Origin of the sequence: Lacticaseibacillus pantheris DSM 15945 = JCM 12539 = NBRC 106106 (genome assembly GCF_001591865.1) — a bacterium.
GTDB lineage: Bacteria > Bacillota > Bacilli > Lactobacillales > Lactobacillaceae > Lacticaseibacillus > Lacticaseibacillus pantheris.
Map to the genome: position 1 here is coordinate 1 of NZ_BCVS01000022.1, position 26,769 is coordinate 26,769.

The following is a 26,769-nucleotide window of genomic DNA, read 5'->3' on the forward strand; positions in this document are numbered from 1 at the left end:
CTACTTATGCTCTGTCTTCTAAACGGCCTGCTCCGCTCTCTCTACGCATCAATATTCTTCGCATCCACATAAACCGCATTATCCTCAATAAACTGCCGCCGTGGCTCCACCTTGTCGCCCATCAGCACTTCAAAAACCTCTTCTGCATCCGCCGCGTCCTCTGCGGATACCCGCAGTAACCGGCGCCGCTCTGGGTCCATCGTCGTCTCCCACAACTGCGAAGCGTCCATTTCCCCCAGACCTTTGTACCGCTGAATCTCTGGCTTCGGTGATGGCGGCAACTGCCCCAACACGTCATCCAACTCCTCATCAGTATCGATATACCGCATCATCTTGCCTTGCCGTACCCGGTACAACGGCGGCTGCGCAATGTACACGTACCCCGCGTCCAAAATCGGCCGTAAGTAACGGTAAATCAACGTCAATAGCAGCGTCCGAATGTGCGCCCCGTCAACATCGGCATCCGTCATGATAATCAGCTTGTGGTACCGCGCCTTGGACACGTCGAATTCCTCGCCAAAGCCGGTCCCCATGGCCGTAAATAACGTCCGAATTTCCTCGTTCGCTAAAATTCGCTCCATGCTGGCCTTTTCCACGTTCAAAATCTTACCGCGAATTGGCAAAATGGCCTGCGTCAACCGGCTCCGACCACTCTTAGCGGAGCCCCCGGCGGAATCACCCTCGACGATAAACAGTTCGGAAATTTCTGGATCCTTGCTGGAGTTGTCCGCCAACTTACCGGGTAGGCTCGAAATTTCCAGTCCACTCTTCCGCCGCGTAACTTCCCGCGCCCGCTTTGCCGCTAACCGGGCCTTGCTGGCTAACATCGCCTTATCGACAATCATCCGCGCTTCAGTAGGGTGCTCCATCAAGTACTTGGTGAAGTGATCATAGAACATCCGGTCCGTGACCGTCCGGGCGTCCGAGTTACCCAACTTAGTTTTGGTTTGACCCTCAAACTGCGGGTCCGGGTGCTTAATCGACACGACGGCGGTCAACCCTTCGCGGACATCATCCCCGCCCAGAGCGTCATCGCTCTCCTTCAACACGCCACTCTTACGCGCGTAATTGTTCACTACCCGCGTCAGGGCCGCCTTGAAGCCGGACTCATGTGTCCCACCTTCAATGGTGTGGATGTTGTTCGCAAAGGTGAGGAGCGTCGTCTTAAAGTCATCCGTGTACTGCAACGACACTTCAACCGTAATCCCGTTCTGTGAACCCTCAACGTAAATTGGCTCGGGCAACAGCGTTTCGTGGCCCTCATCCAGATACTCAACGTAGTGGCGAATACCACCCTCGTACAGGAATTCCTTCTTCTCGGCGGTATCCGCACGCTTATCCGTAAACGTTAACCGCAATCCCTTGTTCAGGAAGGCCAGTTCGCGAATACGCCGTACCAATACTTTGTCGTCGTAAACGGTAGTCTCAGTGAAGATATCCGGGTCCGGAGCAAAGTGGACCTTGGTCCCGTGCTCACCCGCGGGCGCATCACCAACTACATACATTGGCTTATCCACCCGGCCGCGCTTGAAGGAGATACCATAGCGCTTACCGCCACGGGTGACCTCAACTTCCACGTGGGTCGACAGGGCGTTCACGACGGACGCACCCACCCCGTGCAGCCCACCAGAAACCTTGTACCCGCCGCCGCCGAATTTACCACCGGCGTGCAGGACCGTATAAACAGTTTCCAGAGCGGGCTTCCCGGTCTTCTTCTCGATGTCTACGGGAATACCACGGCCATCGTCAACAACCGTGACCGAGTTATCCGGCTCAACGGTAATGTCAATCGTGGTCGCAAAGCCGGCAAGTGCTTCATCAATCCCGTTATCAATAATTTCCCAGACCAGATGGTGTAAACCCTGGCTGCTCGTGGAGCCAATGTACATCCCAGGACGCTTACGAACGGCCTCCAGACCGTCAAGCACCTGAATTTGGCTTGCGTCATATTCCGCTGCCTGCTCGGCCTTGGTTTCCTGCTCAATATCCTTGTCGCTCACTATGATTCCTCCCTAGTACGTTACATTGCTGCGCCTTAAATTAATTATGCCGCGTATCTAATCGTTACCAGCGGCTTCGAGGGTGCCCGCTTGGACCCGTAAAACGTTGGGTGCCTGAATTATTTCCCGGGCAATACCGTCCAGACTCGTGGTCGTTAAAAATGTTTGGACCTTATCCTGAATGGCTTTCAACAGGTGCGTTTGCCGTGAATCATCTAGTTCCGACAAGACATCATCCAGTAATAGCACCGGGTACTCACCAGTCTCCTGCTTCATTAGGTCAATTTCAGCTAATTTAACCGCCAAAGCTGCGGTACGCTGCTGCCCCTGACTACCATAAACCGCTACGTTCCGATCATTGACGATAAACTCAATATCGTCGCGGTGCGGTCCCACCAGCGTGGTGCCCTGATCGAGTTCTCGGGACCGCGCTTGCTGGTACTGCGCCAGTAGATCCTTGGTGGTGGCTTCTTCGCTCTGTAACGCTTGATCGTCAATCTGCGTCTCGTACCGCAGCTGTAACTCCTCCCCACCACGCGTAATGTCGTGGTGGATAACGCCAGCAAACTGACCCATGTTAGCTAGTAGTTCGGCGCGAGCCACGGCCACCGCCGCACCGAACTGCGCTAGTTGTTCGGTCAACACGTCCAGGTAGACGGTATCCCGCGCCTGTCCGTACTTCAGTTGCTTGAGGTACGCGTTACGCTGTTTCAGCGTCACTTTGTACTGGGCGAGGTTGTATAGGTACTTCGCGCTCATCTGCCCAAACTCCATATCGATAAACCGACGCCGGAGCGCGGGGCTACCTTTGACCAGGTTCAGGTCTTCAGGAGCAAAGAGGATGACGTTGAGTTTACCCAAGTACTGCGACAACCGGGGAGCGTCGCGGCCGTTAATACGCGCACGCTTCCCCTGCTTACTGACAACCAGGCCGAGCTTAACCGGTCCGGTTGACCGGACAACGGTGCCGTCGACGCGGGCAAATTCACTGCCAAAACGGATGAGGTCCCGGTCGTTGTTGGTCCGGTGACTCCGCGCGAGTGCCAGGGCGTACACGCTCTCCAGCAAATTGGTTTTACCCTGGGCGTTGGCCCCAATCAGGACGTTGATTTGCGGCGAAAAGTCCGTGTCGACTGACTGGTAATTGCGATAATCACGCAGGGTGAGGTGTTGCAAGTACATCTTTAGGCTTGTGCAATGGTGAAAATGGCGCCATCAGGCAAAGTTACGGTGTCGCCAGGGGTTAATTTACGGCCACGACGACTCTCGTCCTCACCGTTAACCTGAACGGTGTTTTCAGCTAAGAACCACTTGGCCGCGCCGCCAGTACTAATAATTCCCGCCTCTTTGAGCATTTGCCCCAAGGTAACGTACGGCGTATTGATTGTAATTGTCTGCATTCATTTTCACTCCCTTAAGCACGGGCCATTAGCGCCCTTAGTTGCCGCAATCGTGTTTTTCTTACTTATATAGTATATCGTTTTTCATTACGGTATACAACTTAAACCGGGCATATAACGGCCGCTATCGCGCATTAACTTTGTATGGTATACGGTATCGACAGCCCCCTAAAACGCCTGAGAACGAATTTTAGGGCGATTTGCGTTTGCCAGCGTATTTTTCAGGGTGTCACGCCAGTACCGGCTATTTACTGGAACCCACGTTATTTTCACTACTAATTTTCACGAGTAACCGAGTACCCCCCATTCGTATTTTTCCGACCAAACGGACGGGCACGGGGACGGGCTATTATCCCCTTTGCCCCAATCAAAAACGCGACGATCAACACTAAAAGTGCGACCGTCGCGTGTGATAATTAAGCTGATAAATTGTTTTAGAAGGTCCGGACCGGCGTAATCAGTTGTACATAGTGATCATGATCTTCGCTCGGCACCAACGTGAACGGTCGGAGTGGCGCGGTAAACGCAACCTCAATGGTACTTTGACCCACACCCTGGAGGGCAACCTTCATGTAGTCAGGGTTAAAGGAAATTTCGATATCCTCCCCCTGCAGGTTGGTGAACGATAGCTGTTCCTCCACGTTACCAACTTCAGGTGAGTTACCAAACAGTGTGGCCGTCTGGTCAGCAACACTGAGGGCTAGCCGCACGACGTTGTTGCGACTTTCGTGTGACAACAGGCTGGCCCGGTTGATGGCTGACAAAAGTGCCGGTGCATCAAACTCAACCGTGGTGTTGGCACTCGTTGGGATGAGTCGGGACGTGTCCGGATAGTTGCCGTCCAGCAGCCGGGAGAAGAAGGCCGTGTGGTCAAAGCTGAAGAGCACCTGATTTTCGGCGATCCGTAGTTCCACGGTCTTCACGTCGTCGGCTAACATCCGCCCCAGTTCATTCAAGCTCCGGCCGGGAATGACGAAGTCCGCATCACTCACTTCCCCGTCCAACTCAATTTTACGTTGAGCTAGACGGTGCGAATCGGTCGCAACCGCGAGTAGCTGGTTGTTGCTGATGGTCACGTGCACCCCGGTCAGAATCGGCCGGCTTTCCTGCGTGGATACGGCAATGACCGTTTGGGCAATCACTTGGTGCAGAATGTCTGCTGGCAGGTTCAATGATTGTGCCGCTGTAATCGTTGGTAGTTGTGGGTAGGTCGCTGCTTCCAAACCGTTAATGGTAAATTCGCTGGCACCACTAGTGATGGTTGTTTGCAGTGAATCCCCACTCTGACTGACCGTCATGGTGCTTTCCGGCAAGCGCTTGATGATTTCGCCAAAGAATTTAGCTGGCAAGATGATGGCTCCTGGTTCAGTAACGGCCAGTTCGTTGTCCTCATCATCGGCGCTGATGGTTGATTCAATGGAAATATCGGCGTCAGAACCGGTGAGAATTAACGCGTTACTTTCAGCGACTAACTTGAGACCCGTCAAAACGGGAATGGTTGTTTTGGTACTAATAGCGCGACTAACGTCATTAAACGTTCGGATGAAGCTGTTGCGGTTGATGGTGAATTTCATGTTCAATCCTCCCTAGTGCCCGGGTAGCGTGCAGCGTATATATATATATTATTAAGTAAAAAAAGTAGTAAAAGCAGTAGGTGCTGTGAATGCTGTGCAAATGGACGGTGGTGCTAATATTGCCGGCAATTTGCTTGTGTATACACATGTGGATAACTTCGGCCTAAACTCGCTCCTTGTCCACAGCCTTGTGGTTAACCACGATTTTTCAGCTGGTTGCGAATATCAGCTACCTCGTTCTTGAGGTCCTTATCCGTCTTCAGCATGGTCTCAATTTTTTCGTACGCGTGAATCACGGTTGTGTGGTCCTTACCGCCAAATTCCTTGCCGATTTTAGGTAACGAACTGTCGGTCATTTCACGCGCGAGGTACATGGCAATTTGACGGGGCATCACAATCTGTTTAACGCGCTTACGGCCGAGTAGGTCGGATACCTCCACCTGGTAGTAGCGCGCAACGGAATCCTGAATTTGCCGGATCGACAGGCCGTTGTCCTTCTTCGCGACGGTCAGACTCTTTAACGCGTCGGCGGCTAAACTGCTAGTGATGGCCGCATGTTTAAGGGCCGCAAAGGCTTTAACGCGTAGCAACGCACCCTCCAGCTCACGGACGTTGCTATCAACCTGACCAGCGATGTACGTGAGTGCGTCATCCGGAGCGGAAATATTTTCGTTGTCGGCTTTGCTACGGAGAATGGCAATCCTGGTTTCGAGGTCAGGCGGGTTAATGTCGACCGATAGCCCCCACTTAAAGCGCGAACTGAGCCGCTCTTCCAGTGTGGGAATTTCGTTGGGGAGCCGGTCGCTCGTCAGGACGATTTGCTTCTTCTTATCAAAGAGGGCGTTGAACGTGTGGAAGAACTCTTCCTGCGTTCCGACCTTGGCGTCGAAGAATTGCACGTCATCGACCATTAATAGGTCAACGTTGCGGTACTCGTTGCGGAAGCGTTCGCCGTCATTATTACGAATGGAGTTGATGAAGTCATTGGTGAAATCTTCACTAGTGACGTACTTAATAAGGATGTCCGGGTTGGTCGCCAGCATCTGGTGACCGATAGCCTGCATCAAGTGGGTTTTACCTAAACCCACGCCCCCGTAGAGAAACAGTGGGTTATACAGGGTTCCTGGATCTTCCGACACGGCCAGTGCAGCGGCATGGGCCATCTGGTTGCCCTTACCAATAATGAAGTTTTCAAAGGTGTAGCGGCTATTCAAACGGTCGTCACCACGCGGGATTTCTGCACGAACCGCGGCCTCGCTGGCGCTAACGACTGGGTCCTGGTCCTGATCGGAGCGGATGGAGATGTGCGGATTAATTTCGATACCGTTATAAGCGTACGCAAACTCAATCACCTTAGTGACCAGGTTTTTGTCCCAGTACTCCTTGTGTAGCGAGTCGTTAACCTGAACTTCAAAAACGTTGTTCTCAAGGCTACGTGGAGTGGCCTGTTCAATCCACGTTGTGTAGCTCATGGGTGTCATCGTTTTATGGAATTGTTCTTCAATATAAGACCATAATTCATCCAGTGCGGCCACGGCAGCTCCCCCTCTTCATGTATTTATATGCTGATTACGGCATACTATGTGTAATTGCCCGTATATCGGGACTGTATCGCCGTAAAAAAACGGCAGTGGGTCAATGGAACACGACGCCGGTCGGATATTGGTGCTGACTGGTATATTTTAGCAGTTTCGTAAGGAGTTTTCCACAGGTAGCAGATGAGAAGCACAAAAATAAATCGTCCACACAATCCACCGGCACGAGCAAGCACATATGCACCAAGCTGTGGATAATCATCTCTGTTTCTTGGGGATAACTGGATAACTCATCGGAGACAGCAGCTTATTCACCAGGGGCCTGTGGAAAACCAAGGCTGGTAAATCAGCGCTTGCGGGGTTAATCCACAGGCAATGCCGGAACGGTGGATAATCTTTAAACACCCTGTGCATTCCCGGGGCAATTGTTGACAAATGTGGTATAAGTTGATCAACAGGAACAACGACTTTGAATTATCCACAGCCAATGCACGCGCCGGTTGGTGGACAAAGCAATTCCGTAAACCTGTTGATAAGTTGCACGTGCTTGAGTCGTTTGGTACTGGTTGGACCCGGTTGCTTGGGGATATTTACAGAAACCCGTGCTGGTCTATTAACAAGTCAGTGGTAGTTTTCAAGTCAAAATACTTGACGGCACCATGACGGACACGTATAATACTATCTTGTTTGAGTTTGTAATTTGCACTGAACATAAAAAGTTCACGCGAGGAGGTGCCCTGATGACTACTAAACGTACATTCCAGCCAAAGAAGCGTCACCGTGCACGCGTTCACGGCTTCATGAAGCGTATGAGTACTAAGAACGGCCGCCATGTTTTGGCGCGTCGCCGTGCTAAGGGTCGCAAGAAGTTAACGGCTTAAGGCTTTCGTTGGGGCATTTGCTCCGCAGAATAGTACTGATAATAGGGACCGGGGACGTAAGTGTCCTGGCCCCTATTTTTATATGGTATGCGGAGTTGGTTGAGCAGGGCACTGCGCTTTAAAAAAGTCGGTCAACTTGCGGTAAGCATTGTTGGAAGCTAGCTGTGACTGGTATACTGTTGGCAGGTTGATTGGCTACAGGAGGTATGGACCTATGGGTGTACGCAAGTCGTACCGCATCAAAAAGGAAGACGAATTTCAGGATGTGTTTGACCATGGTCAGTCCGTGGCCAACCGCAACTTTGTCATTTATCATATCGAACGCCCTGATGCCAAGCATTACCGGGTGGGTATCTCGGTTGGTAAGAAGGTAGGACATCGGGCCGTCCTGCGTAACCAAATTAAACGGTACGTCCGCCAAACCTTGCTGGAGCTGAAGGGGCAGTTGCCCGATCAGGTCGACTTCCTGATTATTGCGCGCAAGGGTGCGGCCCACCTCGACATGGCGGGCACTAAACGTAATTTGATTCACGCCTTTGTATTAGCAGGTATGTTGCCCCAAACGGCGTTAGACACACCGGCACATAGCACCACCAAATAATTTCAATACTTATATTATAGTGGGGGAAATTCACGTGAGAAAACAGACAAAACGCATCATCGCCGTAGTGGCCATGCTCGGCTTGGTGTTAGTTCTGGCGGGCTGTTCAACTAGCCCGGTAACGAGTCATAGTACCGGTTTTTGGGATCGGTACGTCATCTACAACGCGGCCCAGTTCATTCTGTGGCTGGCCAAGCTGTTCGGTGGCAACAGTGGTGTCGGGATTATCGCCTTTACGTTGATTATTCGTATTCTGATTTTCCCACTGTCCTACATTTCAACGAAGAACATGACCAAGCAGAGCGAAATTGCGCCACAAATGAAGGCCCTGCAGAAAAAGTACAGCTCGAAGGATCCTGAGACCCAGGAAAAACTCCGTGATGAAACCCAGAAGCTGTATGCGGAGGCCGGCGTGAACCCCGTGATGGGTTGTCTACCAATGCTGGTCCAAATGCCGTTCCTTTTTGCTTTGTACCAGGCAATCTTCCGGACTCAGGCCCTCAAAGTGGGGAGCTTCCTCTGGATGTCACTCGGGAGCCCCGACCCGTTGTACATCATGGCCATTCTGGCAGCCGTCTTTACCGGTCTAACCAGTTGGGTATCCATGATGGCACAACCAGTGCGGACGGGTATGAACTGGGCAATGGTGGCCGTGATGCCAATCTTTATCTTCATCATGGCGCTCAGCCTGCCTAGTGCCGTGTCCATCTACTGGGTGGTCACCAACGCGTTCTCGCTGGTACAAACGTTTATCATTCAGAATCCATTCAAGTTGGCCCGTGAACGTGAAGCAAAGGCCAATGCGGAAAAGGAACGTCAGCGGGCGTTGCGCAAGGCACGCAAACGCGCCCTGGGTCACAAGTAGCGCCACGTAAATTTTGAAGTTATTGGTCGGGGCCGGGGCGAATGTTGTCACCGGCCCCGTTGGTATTAGATTAGTTGTGTTGGTTAACGTTACTTTTGGGAGGACATTATGCCGCAGTTTGAAGGCAAAAATATCGCATCCGCCATTGATACGGGTATCCTCACCATGGGGGTCACACGCGAGCAAGTGCAGGTACGGGTAATTCAGGAAGGCAAAGCCGGCTTCTTTGGCCTGGGCGCGCATCCTGCCATCGTTGAACTTACGCGGGTGGATCCGGTAACGCCAGCACCCACGGCGGCCCTGGTGCATACCGCTGCGGTAGAGTCGGCGGCGCGTACCGATGATGCGCCGGCCAGTACCAGTCATCGCGATGAGCAAGAATTGGTGATGAACGAGGCGGCGGCGACTGCAACGGAAGCACCCGTTAGTAAGCACGCGGCCGCCAATCAGGCTGCCGTCAACGTGATTAGTGCAATGCTACAGGCGGTCGGGACCGATATGGGTATGCAGGTTACCGTGCAGTCCACGAAGGTGCATGGTGGCGTGGTCTTCCATTTGTCCAGTGACCACGAGGCCGCGTTGATTGGGCGCCATGGTCGGACGATTAACTCCCTCCAGTTTTTGGCGCAGACGGTCTACGATCGGCAAAGTCGCGGTAAGTGGATCATTACCCTGGATGTGGGCGATTACCGCGAGCGGCGCCGCGCAACTTTGCAACGATTGGCGGCACGGACGGCGCTGGAGGTGGTTTCGACAGGGAGGCCGGTTTATCTGGACCCAATGCCCGCCTTTGAACGCAAAGTGATCCACCAAGCGCTGGGTGATAACCCGCACGTGGACACGCGCTCTGAGGGCCGCGGGGACGAGCGCTCCGTGATTGTGTCACCGCGTCGGTAGTCCTTTTTGACACCGCCGGCCGAATTGAGTATATTTAACGACAGAAAATAAAACGTATTGGTAGGGGCCGCGCTCGTCGGGACTCCGCCAAGTGACGAGGCAGTCAAAGTGCTTAGTCACCCCCAAAGTCATGGGGGTGGTGGGCGCTTTTTTTGTTCTCGTTACGCTGTACAAGTATTGGGAGGGTTATTATGAGTCAGAATGTTACTGCCTTTGATACCATCGCTGCTATTGCCACGCCACCTGGCGAGGGCGCAATTGCCATCATCCGTGTGTCGGGTAACGAAGCGGTTACCACCGTCAACGCCCTGTTTCGTGGGCACGACTTGACGCAGGTGGCGACGAACACCATTAACTACGGTCACATCGTCGATCCTGACACGCACGCCGTGGTTGATGAGGTAATGGTCAGCGTGATGCGCGCACCTAAAACCTACACGTGTGAAGACGTAGTGGAGATTAACACGCACGGTGGCATCTTGGCCACCAACCGCGTTTTGCAACTGGTCGTGGGGACGGGCCCCCGCATGGCCGAACCCGGTGAATTCACCAAGCGAGCTTTCCTGAACGGGCGGATTGACCTAACCCAGGCCGAGGGTGTGATGGATATTATTCGCGCCAAAACCGACCGGGCGATGGACGTCGCCGAACATCAGGTCGCAGGCGGACTGGAAACCGAAATTCGCGCAACCAGGCAAAAGGTGCTGGACGTACTCGCCCAGGAAGAGGTCAATATTGACTACCCCGAGTACGACACGGACCAGATGACGGCCAACGCCATGCGCCAGTGCGCCGAAATGGTGATTAAGGACATCGACCAGTTGCTACAAACCGCCACCGAGGGCCAGATTATGCGTGACGGGTTGGCCACCGCAATTGTGGGTCGCCCGAACGTTGGTAAGAGCAGCCTACTGAACTACCTATTACACGAAGATAAGGCCATTGTGACCGACGTGGCGGGGACGACGCGGGATGTGCTTGAGGAGTACGTGAACGTACGTGGGGTACCGCTACGTTTGGTTGATACCGCGGGCATCCACGAAACGGATGACAAAGTTGAAAAAATCGGGGTGGAGCGTTCCCGTGCCGCTTTGGCCGCCGCGGACCTGGTACTCCTAGTCCTGGATGCCAGCCAGCCGCTCACGGACGAAGACCGTGAATTGCTGACCACCACACAGGCACAGCACCGTATTATTCTGTTGAACAAACAGGACCTGCCAACTGCGTTTGACGCCACAACTTTGGCTCCGTGGACTGAGGAAGCTGATGTATTGGGCACCTCGGTGGTGACGACGGCGGGCATGGACGCCCTGGCCGACCGGATTAGCTCAATGTTTATGGGCGGAATCGCCAACCGGCAGGCGGACGTGATGGTCACCAATGCACGCCAAGCGGGATTATTGCGTCAGGCGCGGCAATCGTTGCGTGACGTAATCAGCGGGCTGGACAACGACATGCCACTGGACATGGTGCAGATGGACCTTACGGATGCGTGGGACCACCTCGGTGAAATTACTGGGGATGCTGCACCAGATGAACTGATAACGACCTTATTTAGCCAGTTTTGCTTAGGTAAGTAGCGGGAGGATTTAATTTTGACTGAACCAAAAGCAGTAAGAGAATTTGATGCGGCCACCTACGACGTAATCGTGGTGGGCGCCGGCCATGCCGGTTGTGAAGCGGCTTTAGCCGCAGCACGGATGGGGCAAGAAACCCTCCTGGTGACGCTCAATCTGGACATGCTGGCATTTATGCCGTGCAACCCGTCGGTTGGGGGCCCTGCCAAGGGTGTAGTCGTCCGGGAAATTGACGCGTTAGGTGGAGAGATGGGGCACAACATCGACAAGACCTACATCCAGATGCGCATGCTAAATACGGGTAAGGGCCCAGCCGTACGCGCTTTGCGCGCGCAGGCGGACAAAGCTGCTTACCACCGTTCGATGAAGCATACTATTGAGCAGACACCTCACCTGACTCTGCGCCAGGGGCTGGCTGAGCGCCTCATCGTGGAGGACGGCGTCTGCAAGGGCATCGTTACCTCGACGGGTGCCCGGTACCGCGCGCAGGCCGTCGTGCTGACGGCGGGCACCAGTTCCCGGGGCAAGATCATTATTGGTGAGCTTATGTACAGTAGCGGTCCCAACAACTCGTTGCCTAGCATCCACCTGTCAGAAAACTTGGAGGAATTAGGCTTCAAGCTGCGTCGGTTTAAGACTGGTACACCACCCCGCGTAGATGGCAACACCATCGACTTCGACCAGACGGAGGAGCAGCCCGGTGACAAGGAGCCGCACCACTTTAGCTTTAGTACGCCCGACTCCGTTTACCTCAAGGACCAGTTATCATGCTGGATGACCTACACCAACGCGCAGACCCACCAAATTATTCGCGATAATCTCGATCGGGCCCCGATGTTCTCGGGAGTGATTGAGGGTGTGGGCCCCCGTTACTGCCCGTCAATTGAGGACAAAGTGGTCCGCTTTGCCGACAAGCCGCGCCACCAGCTATTCTTGGAGCCCGAGGGCCGGGATACTGACGAGTACTACGTCGGCGATTTTTCTACGTCCATGCCGGAAGAAGTTCAGCTACAAATGCTTCACAGTGTCGCCGGGCTCCAGAACGCGCGCTTGATGCGCCCTGGTTATGCAATTGAGTACGACATCATTGAGCCATGGCAGTTGCGGGCAAACCTGGAGACGAAGCGCGTGCAGAACCTGTTTACTGCAGGCCAGATGAACGGAACGAGTGGCTACGAGGAGGCTGCGGGTCAGGGTTTGATGGCCGGCATTAACGCAGCGTTACGCGTACAAGGACGCGAACCGTTTATTTTGGGGCGTGATGAGGCCTATATTGGCGTGATGATTGACGACTTGGTGACCAAAGGTACTAACGAACCGTACCGTCTGTTGACGAGTCGGGCAGAGTACCGGTTGATTTTACGGCACGATAACGCTGATTTGCGCTTAACGGATAAGGGCCATGATTTGGGTTTGGTCAAGGCAGACGCTTACGCCCACTTTTGTGCCAAGCGCGATGCCATTAACGCGGAACGTGAACGGGTTAACAAAGTGCGGATTAAGCCGGCGATTGCTAATGCTTGGCTAGAGGCGCATGGGTCTGCGCCACTTAAGGACAGCGTGACGGCGGCAGAATTCCTCCGGCGACCAGAAGTTGACTACGACGTTCTGCGTGAGCTGATTACGGTGCCCGACCTTGACCACCAGGTTCTGGAGCAAGTGGCAATACAGGAAAAGTATCAGGGGTATATCCAAAAGGACGAACAGCGCATTGCCAAGTTGCGGCGTCAGGAAGCAAAGAAGATTCCGGCGTGGGTTGATTACGAGCAAATTTCAGGATTGGCTACCGAAGCGCGACAGAAATTGACCCAGGTTGAGCCAGCGACATTAGCGCAGGCCGGACGAATTAGCGGTGTTAACCCTGCCGATTTGGCCATTTTATCGGTGTACATTGAGCAAGGACAGCGCGTAAACGCGTAGAGATCAAAAAAGCGCCGTTCATAATTAGCGGCCTCGATAAAACGACACATATCGACGCCGGCCGGCTTCTGACCGATCGGAGTTATGGTGAGAAGCCGGCCTACAAACGTGGACCACAATGCAGCTCCCTGTGCCTAACACAATAATGCCGATATTCCTAAGTTCGGGAATATCGGCATTATTACGTTAGTGCTCGGGAGCTAACCACATTGTGGTCCACACTCTTTTGCTCTCTACAAATGGAGCCTATGTTGGGTATTATTTCCCGGGAAATACTTTAAACTTCAAAATCGAAAAAAGGATTAATCTGCTTTTGTAAAGCGTGGATTTTAATGAAGTCAATATCCGGGAATAGGCGGTATAAAAAGCCCGCAAAGGTGTCACGACGGAATTTGTAATCCATGCGGCCCATTCGGTGTAACTTAGTACCATCATCGGCGTACTCCCACACCTCAAGATTATACGTATGTTGCGGAGAGATTGTGATAAAAGTACTACTGTTAATGGCGACACGGTTCGTTAAAGTTGTTTGTTCAATCATGGTACCCCTCCCATGGCCAGTCCTCCGCGGTGGTTGGCCCGTATTAATGCGCACTGCAAATTATAACAGAGAAAATGGACTATAAATATTACAAATATAAGTCCCATTGTGATTGTGCATATAAAAAAGCATACCGGCGGCAGCCCTTGTTGGGTCTGGGATGCACACGTTGTCTGTATTTCACAAGCCTGCTGTGGCGCGCTTATTCACGATGGTGAATATTAACTGATGATGATGCTTAACCACTAGCTGACGAATGTACGGATAAGCATGAACAGGGCGGGGATACCATTGTTAAACATGTGTAGGCCAATCGAGTAACGAATGTCGTGGTGGTAGCGATAGGTGGCCGCTAAAACCAACCCAAGTGAAAAGTATAACAGGTAGGCAATGGACGCGTGCTGCTCGTGCATGAACGCGAAGAGTAGGGCACTGGTGACACAAGCGGCGATGTTATTCAAACGGTTGTTGCGTCGCCAGAACAGGTTCATGAAGATTCCGCGGAAGGTGAGTTCCTCCAGAATTGGTGCGAGTACTGCAATCATGACAAAGTAGGTCCAGGGCATGTAACTGAAACTGGAGGTAATCACCTGCTGATTGTGGGCGGCCGTGTTGTGGGTGAGGCTGTTGTAAGTCACGTTGGCGCACAGAATGATGGCATACATCGTCACCAGGAAGAATAGACTCTCAACGTGAAAGCGACGGCGCTGGATTTGTAGCGGGTTATTGCGCCGTAACTGGCGCCGATATAACCAAATTAGTATCACCATTTGGATGGCGGCCGCCGTAATGGTGAGTAGTGCGAGCCACCAGTCGTAGGTGTGGATTAGCCGTAGCTCAGTATCGGGCCCAACGGCTGACCGTAGCCAACGGCTGACAAAAAGAATGGGCATTTGGTAGAAAAAGAGGCCTACGGTGCAGACTGCCATTAATAGTACTGCTAGCGTTTGTCGCCCTAACCAGTGCCAGGACCAACGAAATTTTGCGGTTTGCATCTTTTGCCTCCTAAAGTTGAACGAATATTTCCCGGGAAATTATTAGTAACGGAAGTGCGTATCTAGAAAACTGGCGATGTGGTTCTGGTACTGGTCGGGGTTGACCCAGTAACTTTCCGCATGGCCGGCGTCTGGAACTAGCCATAGTTGCTTGGGCCCGCCAGCTGCGTCAAAGTTTTCGCGACCCATGAACGTCGGGACGTAAGTGTCCTCGGCCCCGTGAATCACAAGTAACGGCAACCGGCTACGCCTGAGAGCCCCGGAGACGTCCACTGCTTTGAAGAAATAACCTAGCCGCCGGTAATTGATGAGGCTGGCCAACGGCACAATCGGTCTGCGTGGCAGGTGGAAGACGTTTTTGAGGATGTAGGCAAACTCGCCGTCCAGACTGGAATAGCCGCAATCTTCGATGACCGCCTTCACCTGTGGCTGCAAGTGCTTTTCGCCACTAACGAGGCTGACGGTGGCGCCGCCCATACTGGTGCCGAACAGTAGTATGGCGGCATTCTGCCCCATATGGGCGATGATCTGGTCAATCCAGCGCAGATAATCCAGACGGTCTAGCCAACCAAAGCTGATGTAGTCACTACCGGAGCCTCCGTGTCCACGGTCGTCTGGCATTAATACGTTGAAGCCCATCTGGTGGAACATGCGTGCATAGTTACTCATGGTGATGCCGGTACCCTTGTAACCATGGCCAATCACGACGACTTTGTTGCTGCCACGCCGGGGTACCCAAAGTGCGCTGAGACGTTCACCATCTGGTGCCTGCTGGTGCCACACGGTGAGGTCCGGGCGCATCTTCACCCAGTTAACGTCGTTGTAGTAATCTGGCGCGTACTTTAACATGGTTGCGCCGGCATTAGGAATATAATCGATGCGCTTAAAGGCAAACTGGTAAAACTGTTCCGCCGTCGCGGCAAGCGCACCCGTTGCAATCAAGGGTACGCTGAGCCCCACAATTGTTCGAGTTTTCATAACACCATGGCCGGTCCTTTCACTGATGATGACTGATATCCACATTATACCTTAGTTGGCGGTGGTGACGGGGACGTCAGTCGTGTATAATTGTTGTGTTAATAGTAGCGGATTTGCGGAGGAACTATGTCAAAACTAAAATTGTTTGCGCTGAACAGCAACGAGCCACTTGCTGAAAAGATTTCCCAGTCAGTGGGCGTGCCGTTGTCTAGTGCGAGCGTTAAGCACTTTGCGGATGGTGAGATTCAAATTGATTTGGAAGAAAGTGTACGTGGTGCTGACGTATACGTTATCCAATCCGTTTCCGATCCGGTCAACGAGAACTTGATGGCGCTGCTCATCATGATTGACGCCCTACGTCGTGCCAGTGCACACCAAATTAACGTGGTGGTGCCGTACTATGGGTACGCTCGGGCCGACCGGAAAGCCCGGTCACGTGAACCAATCACGGCTAAGTTAGTCGCCAACATGCTCGAACTTGATGGTGCCGCCCGCGTGATTGCCGTGGATCTGCACGCCGACCAGGTGCAAGGATTCTTCGATATTCCGGTTGATCACCTCAACGCTCTGGGGCTATTGGCTAACTACTTTGTCGAGAGTGGGGTTAACCAGAACGTGGTGGCCATCGCGCCGGACCATTCGGGTACCAAGCTAGCCCGCAAGATGGCGGAACACCTCGACGCACCGTTGGCGATTGTTGATAGTCGTCCTGGCGACGAAAACGTCGGTGTGATTGGTGACGTTGAGGGTAAAACGGCCATCATCGTGGATGACATGATTGATACTGGTTCCCGTATTGCGGAGTCAGTGGAAGCACTCCGCGCGAACGGGGTGACGGACATTTACGCGTGCGCCACGCATGCCGTGCTGTCCGCGGGGGCCAGTGAGCGACTCGCACCATTAGGCCTTAAGAAGATTGTGGTGACGGATACCATTGACATTCCGGAAGAGGATCACTTGGACAACATGGTGGTTATTTCCGTGGGTGACTTAATTGGCCGGGCCATTACGTTGATTAGTAAAAATGAATCAATTCACCCATTGTTCGATTAATCCAACGTTTACCAATTAAATATTCAAAAAAATTAGAGCCGCGTACACCTTGGTGTGCCGGCTCTTTTTGCTACCGCCAGCTCGATAATCAGTTAATAATAGAATTAGAAAGTTGACATCAAAAATTAACGTGTTATCATAATTCCTCATAGAACACCGGTAGCAGTTTACATAGGGGCAAACGGTGTCTAAATACTATTTTGCGTCCGCAGTGGCGCACGCCTAAGGGGGCTTTTTCATGGCAGCAGCAGTTGCAAAGAAACCGGAGTCTGAGATGACCATTAAAGACTGGGTTTACGACGTATCACAGGGTATTGGTAACACTATTTTGGCCATTTTGGGCATGGGCCTGTTGTTGAACATGTTGGGGACCACTTTCCACTGGGACGCATTGGCAAAGGCGGGAACGCTGGGCCAAATGCTGCTCGCACCCGCTTTGGGGGTCTGCGTAGCCATGATGCTTCGGACCACCACCCTGGTAACTGGCGCCACCATGATTGCTTCAACGGTCGGTGCCAACGCGGTTTACTTTAGCCCGAGCACCATCCACCACGCCGTTACGGCGACTGGTTGGGTGGCTAACGAGGCGGCTGGCGCGACGGTGATCACTTCTGGTCAACCCGTTTCGGCGGTACTAACCGCCGTTTTTGCCGCATGTTTGGGCAAGTGGCTGACTGGTAAAACACCTTTGGATATGGTTTTAGTACCGTTTGCGGTTAGCTTTTTGGGCTCCATTGTGGGGTTGGGCCTAGCTGCGGTTACCACGCCTGCTTTGAACTGGGTGAGCGACGAACTCGCCGCTACCATGCAGGTTAGTCCGGTACTCGGGGCCGTACTGGTTTCTGCCGCCTGGTTCCTGTTCCTGATGACGCCAGCCAGTTCCGCGGCTTTGGCGGTGGCCGTTCAATTGGATCCAATGTCGGCCGGGGCCGCTTTGATTGGTACGACCGTAGCGTTCGTTTCCTTCACCGCGATGTCCTACAACCAGAACACCATTGGGGCCAACATCGCCCAAACTCTGGTGACTCCGAAGATTCAATTTAGTAACCTACTTAAAAATCCGGTGCTAGCTGCTGGACCACTACTTATTTCGGCCATTTGCTCCGTCTTTGCGGTGGTGGTGTTTGGCCTGAAGGTGCCTTTTGCCATCGCGGGCTTGGGCCTCAACTCGTTGATTGCGCCATTATGGCTAGCCGCAAATAGTACTAAGGGCATCATTATCCTCGTCGTCTTTGGTGTGATTGTACCCGTAGTCTTTTCGTGGATGTACTACCGGTTCCTCAAATTGGCTGGGCGCACCCAAGAAAATGATTTAAGAATTACAGAAATCTAATCATACTCTTAAAAAGTGTGGTACAACTATAGTTAATCAGTATCGCGGTTCGGATACGTCCGGGTCGTGTACATATGTAGTACCGGGCGAACTGTGGTGATAGCGTCACAATCGTCGCGCAACCTAACGACAATAGGAGGATATACTCATGGCAAAAGCACAACCATCAGATTTTGACTGGAACAAACTTGGTTTTGGTTATCACGATTTACCGTATCGTTACCGGGCCTATTATAAGGACGGACAGTGGTCACAGGGTGGGCTGGAGGAAGACTCGTCCATGGCCGTTAACGAAGCGGCACAGGCCTTCCATTATGGTCAGGAAGTCTTTGAAGGCTTGAAGGCTTACCGGCGTGAGGACGGCGGCGTGAACGTGTTCCGTCCCGATATGAACGCCAAGCGGATTAACACCTCCGCTGACCGTTTGAAGATGCCACACATCCCCGAAGAAATGTTTGTCGATGCCGTTAAGCAGGTTGTGAAGGCCAACCAGGACTTTGTGCCGCCGTACGGAACGGGCGCAACTTTGTACCTGCGGCCGTTCTACTTTGGGACCACCCCCATGGTGGGCGTGCACCCGGCTGACGAATATACCTTTGAAATCTTTGCCACCCCAGTTGGTGCCTACTACCCAGGTGGGTTGACCCCGACGTCGTACGTCACCAGTGATTACGATCGTGCCGCCCATGGTGGTACTGGTGCTGCCAAAGTGGCTGGGAACTATGGCTCCAGCCTGTTGCCCGGCGATTTAGCGCACAAAGGTGGTTACTCCGACGCCGTGTACCTGGACCCCCGGTTACACGAAAACATCGAGGAACTGGGTGGGGCGAACTTCTTTGGTATCACCAAGGATGGCCGCTTCCAAACCCCTAAGTCACCATCAATTCTGCCATCAATCACTAAGTTTTCGTTGCTGGAACTATCCAAGGAGTTCGGCCTGCTGCCGGAACAAACCACGATTAGTGTCTACGACCTGGACCGCTTCAGTGAGGCTGGTGCCATGGGGACCGCGGCCGTTATTTCGCCCGTTGGCTCCATCACGCACCACGGTCACAAGCACGTGTTCTACTCCGAAACCGAGGTTGGCCCGTACACCACGAAGCTGTACAACCGGCTGACGGCCATTCAGTTTGGCGATGAAAAAGGACCCGAAGGCTGGGCCGTGGATGTGCCACTAGCTTAGCAAAGTCGTGTTGCTTATCAACAAGGCGTAATTACGTTATCTGGACGTAATCACGCCTTGTTTTGCGTTTCCGCAGTCACTGTAGTTGTTCTATTGGCTGTCTGTAGTGGCCTAGCGGCTCCGGTTGTGGGCGTGGCGTCTGCGACCGGAGCTGTGAGCCTCACGCTCACGCCCGTTCCGGGCTACCGCGAAGCCGCTAGCCCGAGAAAACCACTCGGTCTATCCGCTTTGATTCTGTAATTCATAACTGTCAGTACGCGCTAACGCGCTACTGGCAATAATTCAAACAGAACTATGGGCATACAGCCGTCGCAGACACCACGCCCACAACCTCCACCGCTAGGTCACTACAGACAACATTTGATAGAGACGACTGTTCACGAAAATTGGACGGATGACTTTGCAACCTTAACGGTAGATACAATACTGGATATATCTAGAAGATTGCTCACAATGGTGCCTTGCTAGGATGGCTGACATTGCTATGACCTAGAACGGGCGTGAGCATTAGGCCCGTAGCTTTAGCCGCGGGAGCCACTAAGATTTCCAGAGTCAGCCACTAGAAGGACCTTCTAGTGGTCATCCATCTGCCCCGCAAGGTATAATGTGGGCATCGAGATTGCGGATGCGTCCGCACAACTGTTATTGATTGTTGGTTGGTAAGTGGGTTGGTTGGGGGATAAAAATGGCAGATTATGTCTTGGAACTTAAACATTTGCAGAAACACTTTGGGTCCAAAGAAGTTCTCACCGACGTGAATTTTGCGGTTAGCCCTGGTACCATTGTGGGCTACATTGGTCCAAACGGGGCCGGAAAAAGTACCACGGTGAAAATTATCCTTGGTTTGTTGACGGCGGATGGCGGCAGCGTGGAACTGTTTGGTCAGCCGGTGAGCACCCGCGACAGTGAGTATAAGCGCAGAATTGGGTACGTGCCAGAAGGTGCCGATGTCTTTAACGCCCTCTCTGCGCGGGAGTACCTCGAGTTGGTGGGGCAACTATACGGCATGACCGCAGAATTAGCGTCTACGCGAGCGGAACAACTGGCTGGGATTGTGGGACTAGGGGATGTTATTGACCGACGTATCGTCTCTTATTCAAAGGGGATGAGGCAACTGGTGCTCATTATTGCCAGTCTCATTCATAATCCCGACATCCTGTTCTGGGATGAGCCGCTTAACGGGCTAGACGCCAACGCAGTGTTGCTCGTCGAAGAAATTTTGCGGGAGTTGCGTAATCGGGGCAAGACCATCTTTTACTCCAGCCACATTATGGACGTGGTGCAGAAATTGTCCGACCGGATCGTGCTACTAAACGCGGGCCAAATCGTTGCTGATGGGCCGTTCAGTGAGTTGCAACAGGAGGGTAGTAACAATCTGCAGGAGTTGTTCAATGACCTGACTGGCTACGCGGAGCACGGTGAAAAGGCGCGCGAATTTGTGGACGTACTGACGGGAGGGACTAGCGATGCTGAAAATCCCGTGGAATAAGCGTCAGCAACCCACCGCCGCCCAGGATACTTTACCCAAAGTTCTACGTTTTTTCGATTGTTTTGAGCGTCCATTAACCGCCCATGGGGTTAATTACCGCCAGTTACGGTTAATCATGGCCACTAAATTTACCGTTACCAACCGTGACCGCAGTACCAATGCGGCTCGACGGGGGCAAAAAAATCCCGGTCAACATCCGCTGCGCGCCGCCTTCATCATTAATTTGATTGTGGGTCTGTTCTTTGCGGTGTTGCTATACTCACCGGTACCGATGTTGTTGAGTACCGTGGTGTTCATGACGACGTTATTCGTGCTGATTTTCCTGATGATGTTGACGAACTATTCCGGAATTATGCTTGATCCGCGTGACCGGACGCTCTTTGCCGCCCGGGGCGTAGATTTGAAGACCATCAGCGTTGCTCGCATTTTGGTTGTCGGGTATTACTTGACGATGAATGTCGTGGCGTTGGGCATTCCGGCCGCGGTATCTGTGTTCATCAAAGCGGGGCCGCTAGTCTGCATCGGCTTGATGGTGGGTACGGTAGGTCTGGGCCTGTTTGCCTTGTTGTTGGCACTCTTTGTGTACTTGTTGGTGCTACGATTCTTTGATGGTGAACGGCTCAAGAACGTACTTAACTTCGTGCAAATTGCGATGGTCATCGGTATTTACGCACTGGGGCAGATTGTTCCACGGCTGGATGCCACTACCTACGCAGGTTTTGCGCACGTTAACGATTGGGTGTACGCCCTGATTGTGCCGGCGTGGTTTGCCGGACCCACGATCCTTTTGTCCGGGCACGAGTTAGCCGTTGCGGGGGTGCTGACGTTGTTGGCGGTTGTCAGTACGTCCGCGCTATTCGTTGTTTACCGTAGCAAAGCAGCCGACTTTGAACGTTACCTAGCCAAGCTGGAAACTGCGAGTGACCAGCCACGCAAAGACGGTTGGTATATGCGCCTGACCGGGAGCTTGTTTACACGTTCGCGTGAAGAACGAAGCTACTTTGAATTTAGTTGGAAGGTGTTACGGAATCAGCGTGATTTTAAACTCCGAGTTTACCCCATGTTTGCGTACATGATTATTATTGTGGTGGCCATGTTCATGGGCTTTGGTCAGAACCACAACGTTGACTGGTTGAGCGTTCTACGGCGCGGAGTAGGTTACGGGCCGCTGGTATTGAACGTTGCGATGGGTACGGCGGTATTTAACCTGGCGTTTTCCGATCAACCACAGGCAATGCGCTTATTCCAGCGAGTACCGCTCCGCCACGACGGGTTGCTATTGCTAGCTACGCTCAAGGTTCTTTGCGCCAGGATGTTTTTGCCGTTCATGTTGCTATTCTGCGTAGTGGCGGCACTACTTGGCGGGCTATTAGGCCTGGCGACCGGCGTTGCCACCAGTATCATGAGCTACGCAATACTGCTGGTAATTGGGCGGACCATGTCAGGAAAGGTGCTACCGTTTGCACGCGAGTTTGATGCGCGTAACCAAACGGGCGGTATGGCGGCGGGCTTTCTGGGTGTTGGCCTAATGATTGTGGATGCCATTGTGGTGGTTGTCGGTGTGATACTGAACGGTTGGGTGGCCCCGCTTGTCGTTGGGGTCCTGGGAGTGATTGCGGCCGTGTCCATGGCCGCCAGTGTGAAGTTGGGCGTCCACTTTGACGTCCGTGCCGTTGATAACAGCGATCACTAATTGGCTTTGATTAACAAAATATGTATTGCAAGGGAGCTGAATGGGCTCCTTTTTTGCTGTGTTTCATCTTGGCGGATTGTGTTGGAGTCGCGGTAGCCCGGTACGGGCATGAGCGTGAGGTACGTAGCTTCGGTCGCAGAAACCACCCGTGCAACCGGAGCCGCTAGGGCACCAAGGTCAGCCAACGTCCATCCCGACCAACTGCCCGTACGCTCCAACCGAACTCAGTCATGTTTTGTCGCCGATGTTGGGGATGAATGCCTTACATTGGGGATGCAGAGGCACTTTATTGAAATAACAGCACAATATTTTTTATTGGTTAAAAATGAGTTATTGGTGAGTTGGCAGGTCAGCACTGCATCCGTGGTCTATACACATTTGATACAGTTATCGGTGGGCTGATTGTATTACGCGGATACCCATTGAAACCCGTAGTTAGGAGAAAGTACCAAGTTGACAGACTTTATGAAAGCGCTATTATCGGTATGTACCAATACGGTATAGACCAATAATGCGCGTAGGGAGGCGTCATGGGTAGCGTGTGGTCAACCGGATTGGGTGCGCAGTTGATTCATTATTCGCGTGCCACTCGTGGGACGCAGTAGAGATTTTGTAGGCAATTCTATTCGCGGTGCTGCGTACACATTCTGTACGCGACCCGTACAAGGAGAAAGTGGGCTTGTTGTTATGAATTCGTTTATTAATTGGTTGAATAAGCATATTGTGCCCATCGCGGCGAAGATTGGCTCGGTGCGGTGGCTGGTGGCCTTGCGTGACGCATTTATCGCCATCATGCCTGCCACGATGGCCGGGTCCGTTGCGTCCGTGCTGAACGCGTTGGTGCGTGACATTCCTACCCGGTTCGGTTGGACCGGGTTTGTGAACTCCATGCAGTGGCTGATTGGCATTAATGCGCAGGTGTGGACCGGTTCTCTGGCCGTCCTGGGGTTAATCTTCGCCTTTGCGTTTGGTTACCAATTGGCCGTGCAGTACAAAGTGGAACCAATCACCGGTGGGATTGTCACACTCGGGACTTTCCTGATGTGCCTGCCACAAAGCTACACCCTGACGCTGACCAAGGCGCTGTCTGCTGCTGATGCCAAGACACTGACCGCCGCTGGGGCAGCCGTTGCGGGTAAGACCGTATCCGGCTGGGGCTTCTTTAACTTTAACGCGTACTTCGGTTCCGCCGGTTTCTTTACCGTCATGATTATGGGCGGTATCGCGGCGACCATCTACATCTGGCTGGTGAAGAAGCACATCACCATCACGATGCCAGACTCCGTGCCACCGGCTATTGCCAACGCCTTTACCGGGATTATTCCCGCTAGTGCGGCACTGTACGTTACCGGGATTATTACGTACCTGTTTACAAAGTTGGGTACGACAACCGTGATTGAATGGATTTCCAAGATTATTCAGGAACCATTACTGAACCTGTCCCAAGGTTATGGCGCCGTTCTGATTTTGACGATTTTGGTTCAGGTGTTCTGGTTCTTCGGTATCCACGGCACCAACGTTTTGGGACCGGTGCTTGATGGTATTTGGCTGACCGCACAATTGAGCAACATGGCGGCTTACAATGCCGGCAAGGCGCTACCATACGTCTGGACCCGCAACGCCTTTGATTTGTACGCTTGGATCGGTGGCGCTGGTAGTACGTTGTTACTGCTGATTGCTATCCTGATGTTCTCCAAGCGTGATGACCAGCGGGCTGTTGCCAAGATGGCGATTGCTCCAGGATTCTTTAACGTTAATGAACCCGTGATGTTTGGTCTGCCAATCGTTTTGGACCCCATTTACTTTATTCCGTTCCTGCTGGCCCCGGTGGTGATGGTGACCATCGCTTACTTCGTGATGCAGCTCGGATGGGTCAGCCCGATTAAGACGCAGATTGTATGGTCAATGCCACCAATCATGAACGCGTTAGTGGGGACACTCGACTGGCGTGCACCAATTTTGCAAGTATTTAACATGTGCGTTGGGTTCCTGATTTACCTGCCGTTTGTAAAGGCGGCCAACCGCATGAAGCCAGAAGCAGTCATTGATTAGGAGGACCACATAATGGGTAACGGAAAGAAGAGCAGTTTAGTCGGTATCAACGTTGGTTTGATCATGATTATGGCCAGTCAGATGCTACCCAGTGGCCCCCGCATCTTTGGGTTAATCCTGGGTGTGATTGCGACGGGCATCAGTACCCGCAACTATATTCGCCTCAGCAAAGTGACGGCTAAGCGTGCCGGGCAGAGCAAAACTGCGCGCGTAACCAAGTAAGGGGGAGCACGAATGGAACTTGAATTGAAACTCGGCGTACCCGCTAAATATTTCTTTAACCGGCTGATTGAATCGGTACTGTACGACGTTGAGACGCAGACCGGTAAGCGGCCCCAGCCGCAGCATTTGGCGGGCTTTACCTACCGTAAGAAGCTGGGCAACGGCGCGGTCGGGCGTCTGGAAGTCACGGAGTACCGGCAGGATCATGCGTACGCGTACCGCTTACGTACTGGACGTAATCAGTACCGAGTCTCGTACCAGCTTGATGATGCCGATGCTGGCACCGCGGTGTTACACTACACTGAGGACGTGTCGGGCAGTAGCCAGCGGATTGATGCCAACAATCGGCTTATGATGACTTGTTTAGGCTGGTTGCGCAAACGGCGGTTTAAAAAGATGGCGAAGCAGATCGAGAGCTCGTATGAGGAGCAGGCGAGGGTGAACTAAGGACACAGAGCGGAGCCATGCGGTTAGAAGGCAGAGTGTAAGTGGTTCAACCTAGCAGGCGGGCTTTGCCTGGTGGGTTGGACTGCTTACATGTAGGTTTATGCCATGAGCAGCTCGACTAGGACACAGAGCGGAGCATCTCGACAATCAAAGGAAGGTTGGGTATCATGCGGCAATTAGGTATTGCAGTGTATCCAGACCACAGCAGTCTGGACGAAATTAAGGAGTACTTGCAACAGGCGCACCAGGTGGGTTACACCCGGATCTTTACATCGTTGCTCCAGTTAGCGGGCAATGATGGCGAAGACAACTTGGTTAAGTTTCGCGCCATGATTGCGGCGGCCAACGAGCTGGGTTTCCAGACCATCGTGGACATCAACCCCACGTTGTTTAAGGAGTTGGGCGTTAGCTACGACCACTTAGACTTCTTCCACGAATTAGGTGTATGGGGATTCCGGCTGGATGAAGGGTTTACGGGCAAAGAAGAAGCCCAAATGACCCGCAATCCGTTTGGTCTGAAGGTGGAAATCAACATGAGCGCCGGGACGAATTACCTGGAGAGCATCATGAGTTACCACCCGGATACCGATAACTTGCTGGGTTGCCATAACTTTTACCCCCAGGCGTTCACAGGACTGAGTGATGAATACTTTGATCAGTATTCACGGCCGTACCGGCAACACAACTTACACACGGCTGCGTTTGTGAGCGCGCCGAGTGCCCAGTTGGGTCCCTGGCCGGTGAGTGAGGGGCTGCCAACGATGGAAAGCGACCGCAACCGGCCGATTGCCACGCAGGTGCAGCACTTACTGCTGACGGGGATGGTGGACGACGTGATTATCGGGAACGCCTTTGCTAGCGTTGACGAACTCAAAGCCGCGGCGGCGAGTTTCTACGCACCCGTTCCCCAACTCACGGTAGACCTAATCCCGGACGCGACGGAGACCGAGCGGGCCATCGTACTCGATGGTATTGATGGACAGCACCTGTACCGCGGGGATGCGTCAGCCTACTTGTTACGCTCCACGCTAACGCGGATTAAGTACGGCAAAGTCGCCATCCCGGCGCGGCCGGTTACGGGTGACTTTCACCGTGGTGACGTGATTGTGGTTAATGACGGCTATGCGCGTTACAAAGGTGAGATGCAGATTGCGCTGACTGATTTTCCTAATGATGGCCGACGGAACGTGGTTGGCCGGATTACGAATGCCGATTTACCCTTGCTGGCGGGCATTAAGCCGTGGATGGCGTTCCGCCTTGTCACGGCTGGCGCCTAACCGGCCAAACGGTACTAAGCGGTGTGGGTGCTTGCAGCGGGTAGGCACACCGTAGTTTTACACCCCAGAATATTTGGTCACGTGGCGCGTACCGTACTGGTGCCCGCGCGGTCAAGAAAGAAAACAGCATGGTTGAAGGGTCCGCCTTAATTGGCGTTGCCCTTCATTTTTTTGGCGACAAAAGTGGGCCTCGTGGCGGTTATGGCCGGTACGGGGGCCGTGGGGTACTGCGACTTTGTGGACCGCTCCACGGTGA

Annotated in this window: 23 protein-coding genes; 15 read left to right on the plus strand and 8 right to left on the minus strand. The window is 53.0% G+C overall.

Annotation, left to right across the window (positions count from 1 at the left end; translation table 11 throughout):
• Window positions 1-41 precede the first annotated feature (41 nt).
• The 5 genes from gyrB to dnaA all read right to left on the minus strand — a co-directional run bounded on the left by gyrB (window position 42) and on the right by dnaA (window position 6,509).
• Window positions 42-2,000, minus strand: a complete 1,959-nt coding sequence (gyrB, locus tag LPA02S_RS03870) for a DNA topoisomerase (ATP-hydrolyzing) subunit B (RefSeq protein ID WP_056956463.1) — start codon at window positions 1,998-2,000, stop codon at window positions 42-44.
• 57 nt (window positions 2,001-2,057) lie between these two features.
• The gene (recF, locus tag LPA02S_RS03875) at window positions 2,058-3,182 is read right to left on the minus strand and encodes a DNA replication/repair protein RecF (protein ID WP_054648396.1); all 1,125 of its coding nucleotides are present in this window, start codon (window positions 3,180-3,182) and stop codon (window positions 2,058-2,060) included.
• Between the two features lie 2 nt (window positions 3,183-3,184).
• Window positions 3,185-3,400: a S4 domain-containing protein YaaA gene (yaaA, locus tag LPA02S_RS03880; RefSeq protein ID WP_054648398.1), complete on the minus strand. Its 216-nt coding sequence runs from the start codon at window positions 3,398-3,400 to the stop codon at window positions 3,185-3,187.
• Between the two features lie 434 nt (window positions 3,401-3,834).
• Complete coding sequence (gene dnaN, locus LPA02S_RS03885; RefSeq protein WP_054648400.1) at window positions 3,835-4,974, minus strand: DNA polymerase III subunit beta; 1,140 nt, start codon at window positions 4,972-4,974, stop codon at window positions 3,835-3,837.
• A 194-nt stretch (window positions 4,975-5,168) separates the two neighbouring features.
• Window positions 5,169-6,509 carry a chromosomal replication initiator protein DnaA gene (gene dnaA, locus LPA02S_RS03890; protein WP_082607852.1) on the minus strand — a complete coding sequence of 447 codons (1,341 nt, stop codon included), beginning with the start codon at window positions 6,507-6,509 and terminating at the stop codon, window positions 5,169-5,171.
• 740 nt (window positions 6,510-7,249) lie between these two features.
• On the opposite strand from dnaA, the gene rpmH reads away from it, so the two are divergent.
• From rpmH to mnmG, 6 genes are all read left to right on the plus strand, one after another.
• A complete protein-coding gene (gene rpmH, locus LPA02S_RS03895; RefSeq protein ID WP_054648404.1) occupies window positions 7,250-7,390 on the plus strand; it encodes a 50S ribosomal protein L34 in 141 nt (46 codons plus the stop codon).
• Between the two features lie 214 nt (window positions 7,391-7,604).
• Complete coding sequence (gene rnpA / locus LPA02S_RS03900) at window positions 7,605-7,991, plus strand: ribonuclease P protein component (protein WP_056956464.1); 387 nt, start codon at window positions 7,605-7,607, stop codon at window positions 7,989-7,991.
• 73 nt (window positions 7,992-8,064) lie between these two features.
• Window positions 8,065-8,856 (plus strand): membrane protein insertase YidC, encoded by a 792-nt coding sequence (gene yidC / locus LPA02S_RS03905; RefSeq protein WP_056956501.1) that lies wholly within the window; start codon window positions 8,065-8,067, stop codon window positions 8,854-8,856.
• A gap of 108 nt (window positions 8,857-8,964) precedes the next feature.
• Window positions 8,965-9,753 (plus strand): RNA-binding cell elongation regulator Jag/EloR, encoded by a 789-nt coding sequence (gene jag, locus LPA02S_RS03910; RefSeq protein WP_056956465.1) that lies wholly within the window; start codon window positions 8,965-8,967, stop codon window positions 9,751-9,753.
• Window positions 9,754-9,944: 191 nt separating this feature from the next.
• Window positions 9,945-11,333, plus strand: a complete 1,389-nt coding sequence (mnmE, locus tag LPA02S_RS03915) for a tRNA uridine-5-carboxymethylaminomethyl(34) synthesis GTPase MnmE (protein ID WP_056956466.1) — start codon at window positions 9,945-9,947, stop codon at window positions 11,331-11,333.
• A gap of 15 nt (window positions 11,334-11,348) precedes the next feature.
• The gene (mnmG, locus tag LPA02S_RS03920) at window positions 11,349-13,250 is read left to right on the plus strand and encodes a tRNA uridine-5-carboxymethylaminomethyl(34) synthesis enzyme MnmG (RefSeq protein ID WP_056956467.1); all 1,902 of its coding nucleotides are present in this window, start codon (window positions 11,349-11,351) and stop codon (window positions 13,248-13,250) included.
• Between the two features lie 277 nt (window positions 13,251-13,527).
• Here mnmG and LPA02S_RS03925 read toward each other — a convergent pair whose 3' ends face one another.
• The 3 genes from LPA02S_RS03925 to LPA02S_RS03935 form a co-directional block, all read right to left on the minus strand.
• Entirely contained in the window at window positions 13,528-13,791 is a 264-nt protein-coding gene (locus LPA02S_RS03925; protein WP_056956468.1) for a hypothetical protein, read from the minus strand.
• A gap of 245 nt (window positions 13,792-14,036) precedes the next feature.
• Window positions 14,037-14,786, minus strand: a complete 750-nt coding sequence (locus tag LPA02S_RS03930; RefSeq protein WP_056956469.1) for a CPBP family intramembrane glutamic endopeptidase — start codon at window positions 14,784-14,786, stop codon at window positions 14,037-14,039.
• 42 nt (window positions 14,787-14,828) lie between these two features.
• On the minus strand, window positions 14,829-15,764 hold the full coding sequence (locus LPA02S_RS03935) for an alpha/beta hydrolase (protein WP_054648419.1): 936 nt from the start codon (window positions 15,762-15,764) through the stop codon (window positions 14,829-14,831).
• A gap of 126 nt (window positions 15,765-15,890) precedes the next feature.
• Between LPA02S_RS03935 and LPA02S_RS03940 the strand changes: the two genes are divergently transcribed.
• From LPA02S_RS03940 to LPA02S_RS03980, 9 genes are all read left to right on the plus strand, one after another.
• Window positions 15,891-16,817 carry a ribose-phosphate diphosphokinase gene (locus LPA02S_RS03940; protein ID WP_054648421.1) on the plus strand — a complete coding sequence of 309 codons (927 nt, stop codon included), beginning with the start codon at window positions 15,891-15,893 and terminating at the stop codon, window positions 16,815-16,817.
• 238 nt (window positions 16,818-17,055) lie between these two features.
• Entirely contained in the window at window positions 17,056-18,150 is a 1,095-nt protein-coding gene (locus LPA02S_RS03945; protein WP_054648423.1) for a PTS sugar transporter subunit IIC, read from the plus strand.
• Window positions 18,151-18,298: 148 nt separating this feature from the next.
• Complete coding sequence (locus LPA02S_RS03950) at window positions 18,299-19,333, plus strand: branched-chain amino acid aminotransferase (protein ID WP_056956470.1); 1,035 nt, start codon at window positions 18,299-18,301, stop codon at window positions 19,331-19,333.
• Between the two features lie 685 nt (window positions 19,334-20,018).
• Window positions 20,019-20,822 (plus strand): ABC transporter ATP-binding protein, encoded by an 804-nt coding sequence (locus tag LPA02S_RS03955; protein WP_054648425.1) that lies wholly within the window; start codon window positions 20,019-20,021, stop codon window positions 20,820-20,822.
• Window positions 20,800-22,515, plus strand: a complete 1,716-nt coding sequence (locus LPA02S_RS03960) for a hypothetical protein (RefSeq protein WP_056956471.1) — start codon at window positions 20,800-20,802, stop codon at window positions 22,513-22,515. The genes LPA02S_RS03955 and LPA02S_RS03960 overlap by 23 nt, the downstream gene beginning before the upstream one ends.
• Window positions 22,516-23,202: 687 nt before the next feature.
• Complete coding sequence (locus LPA02S_RS03965; RefSeq protein ID WP_054648429.1) at window positions 23,203-24,567, plus strand: PTS sugar transporter subunit IIC; 1,365 nt, start codon at window positions 23,203-23,205, stop codon at window positions 24,565-24,567.
• A 12-nt stretch (window positions 24,568-24,579) separates the two neighbouring features.
• The gene (locus tag LPA02S_RS03970) at window positions 24,580-24,789 is read left to right on the plus strand and encodes a hypothetical protein (protein WP_054648431.1); all 210 of its coding nucleotides are present in this window, start codon (window positions 24,580-24,582) and stop codon (window positions 24,787-24,789) included.
• 12 nt (window positions 24,790-24,801) lie between these two features.
• Complete coding sequence (locus LPA02S_RS03975; RefSeq protein ID WP_054648433.1) at window positions 24,802-25,236, plus strand: DUF3284 domain-containing protein; 435 nt, start codon at window positions 24,802-24,804, stop codon at window positions 25,234-25,236.
• 167 nt (window positions 25,237-25,403) lie between these two features.
• Entirely contained in the window at window positions 25,404-26,513 is a 1,110-nt protein-coding gene (locus LPA02S_RS03980; RefSeq protein WP_056956472.1) for a DUF871 domain-containing protein, read from the plus strand.
• Window positions 26,514-26,769 lie beyond the last annotated feature (256 nt).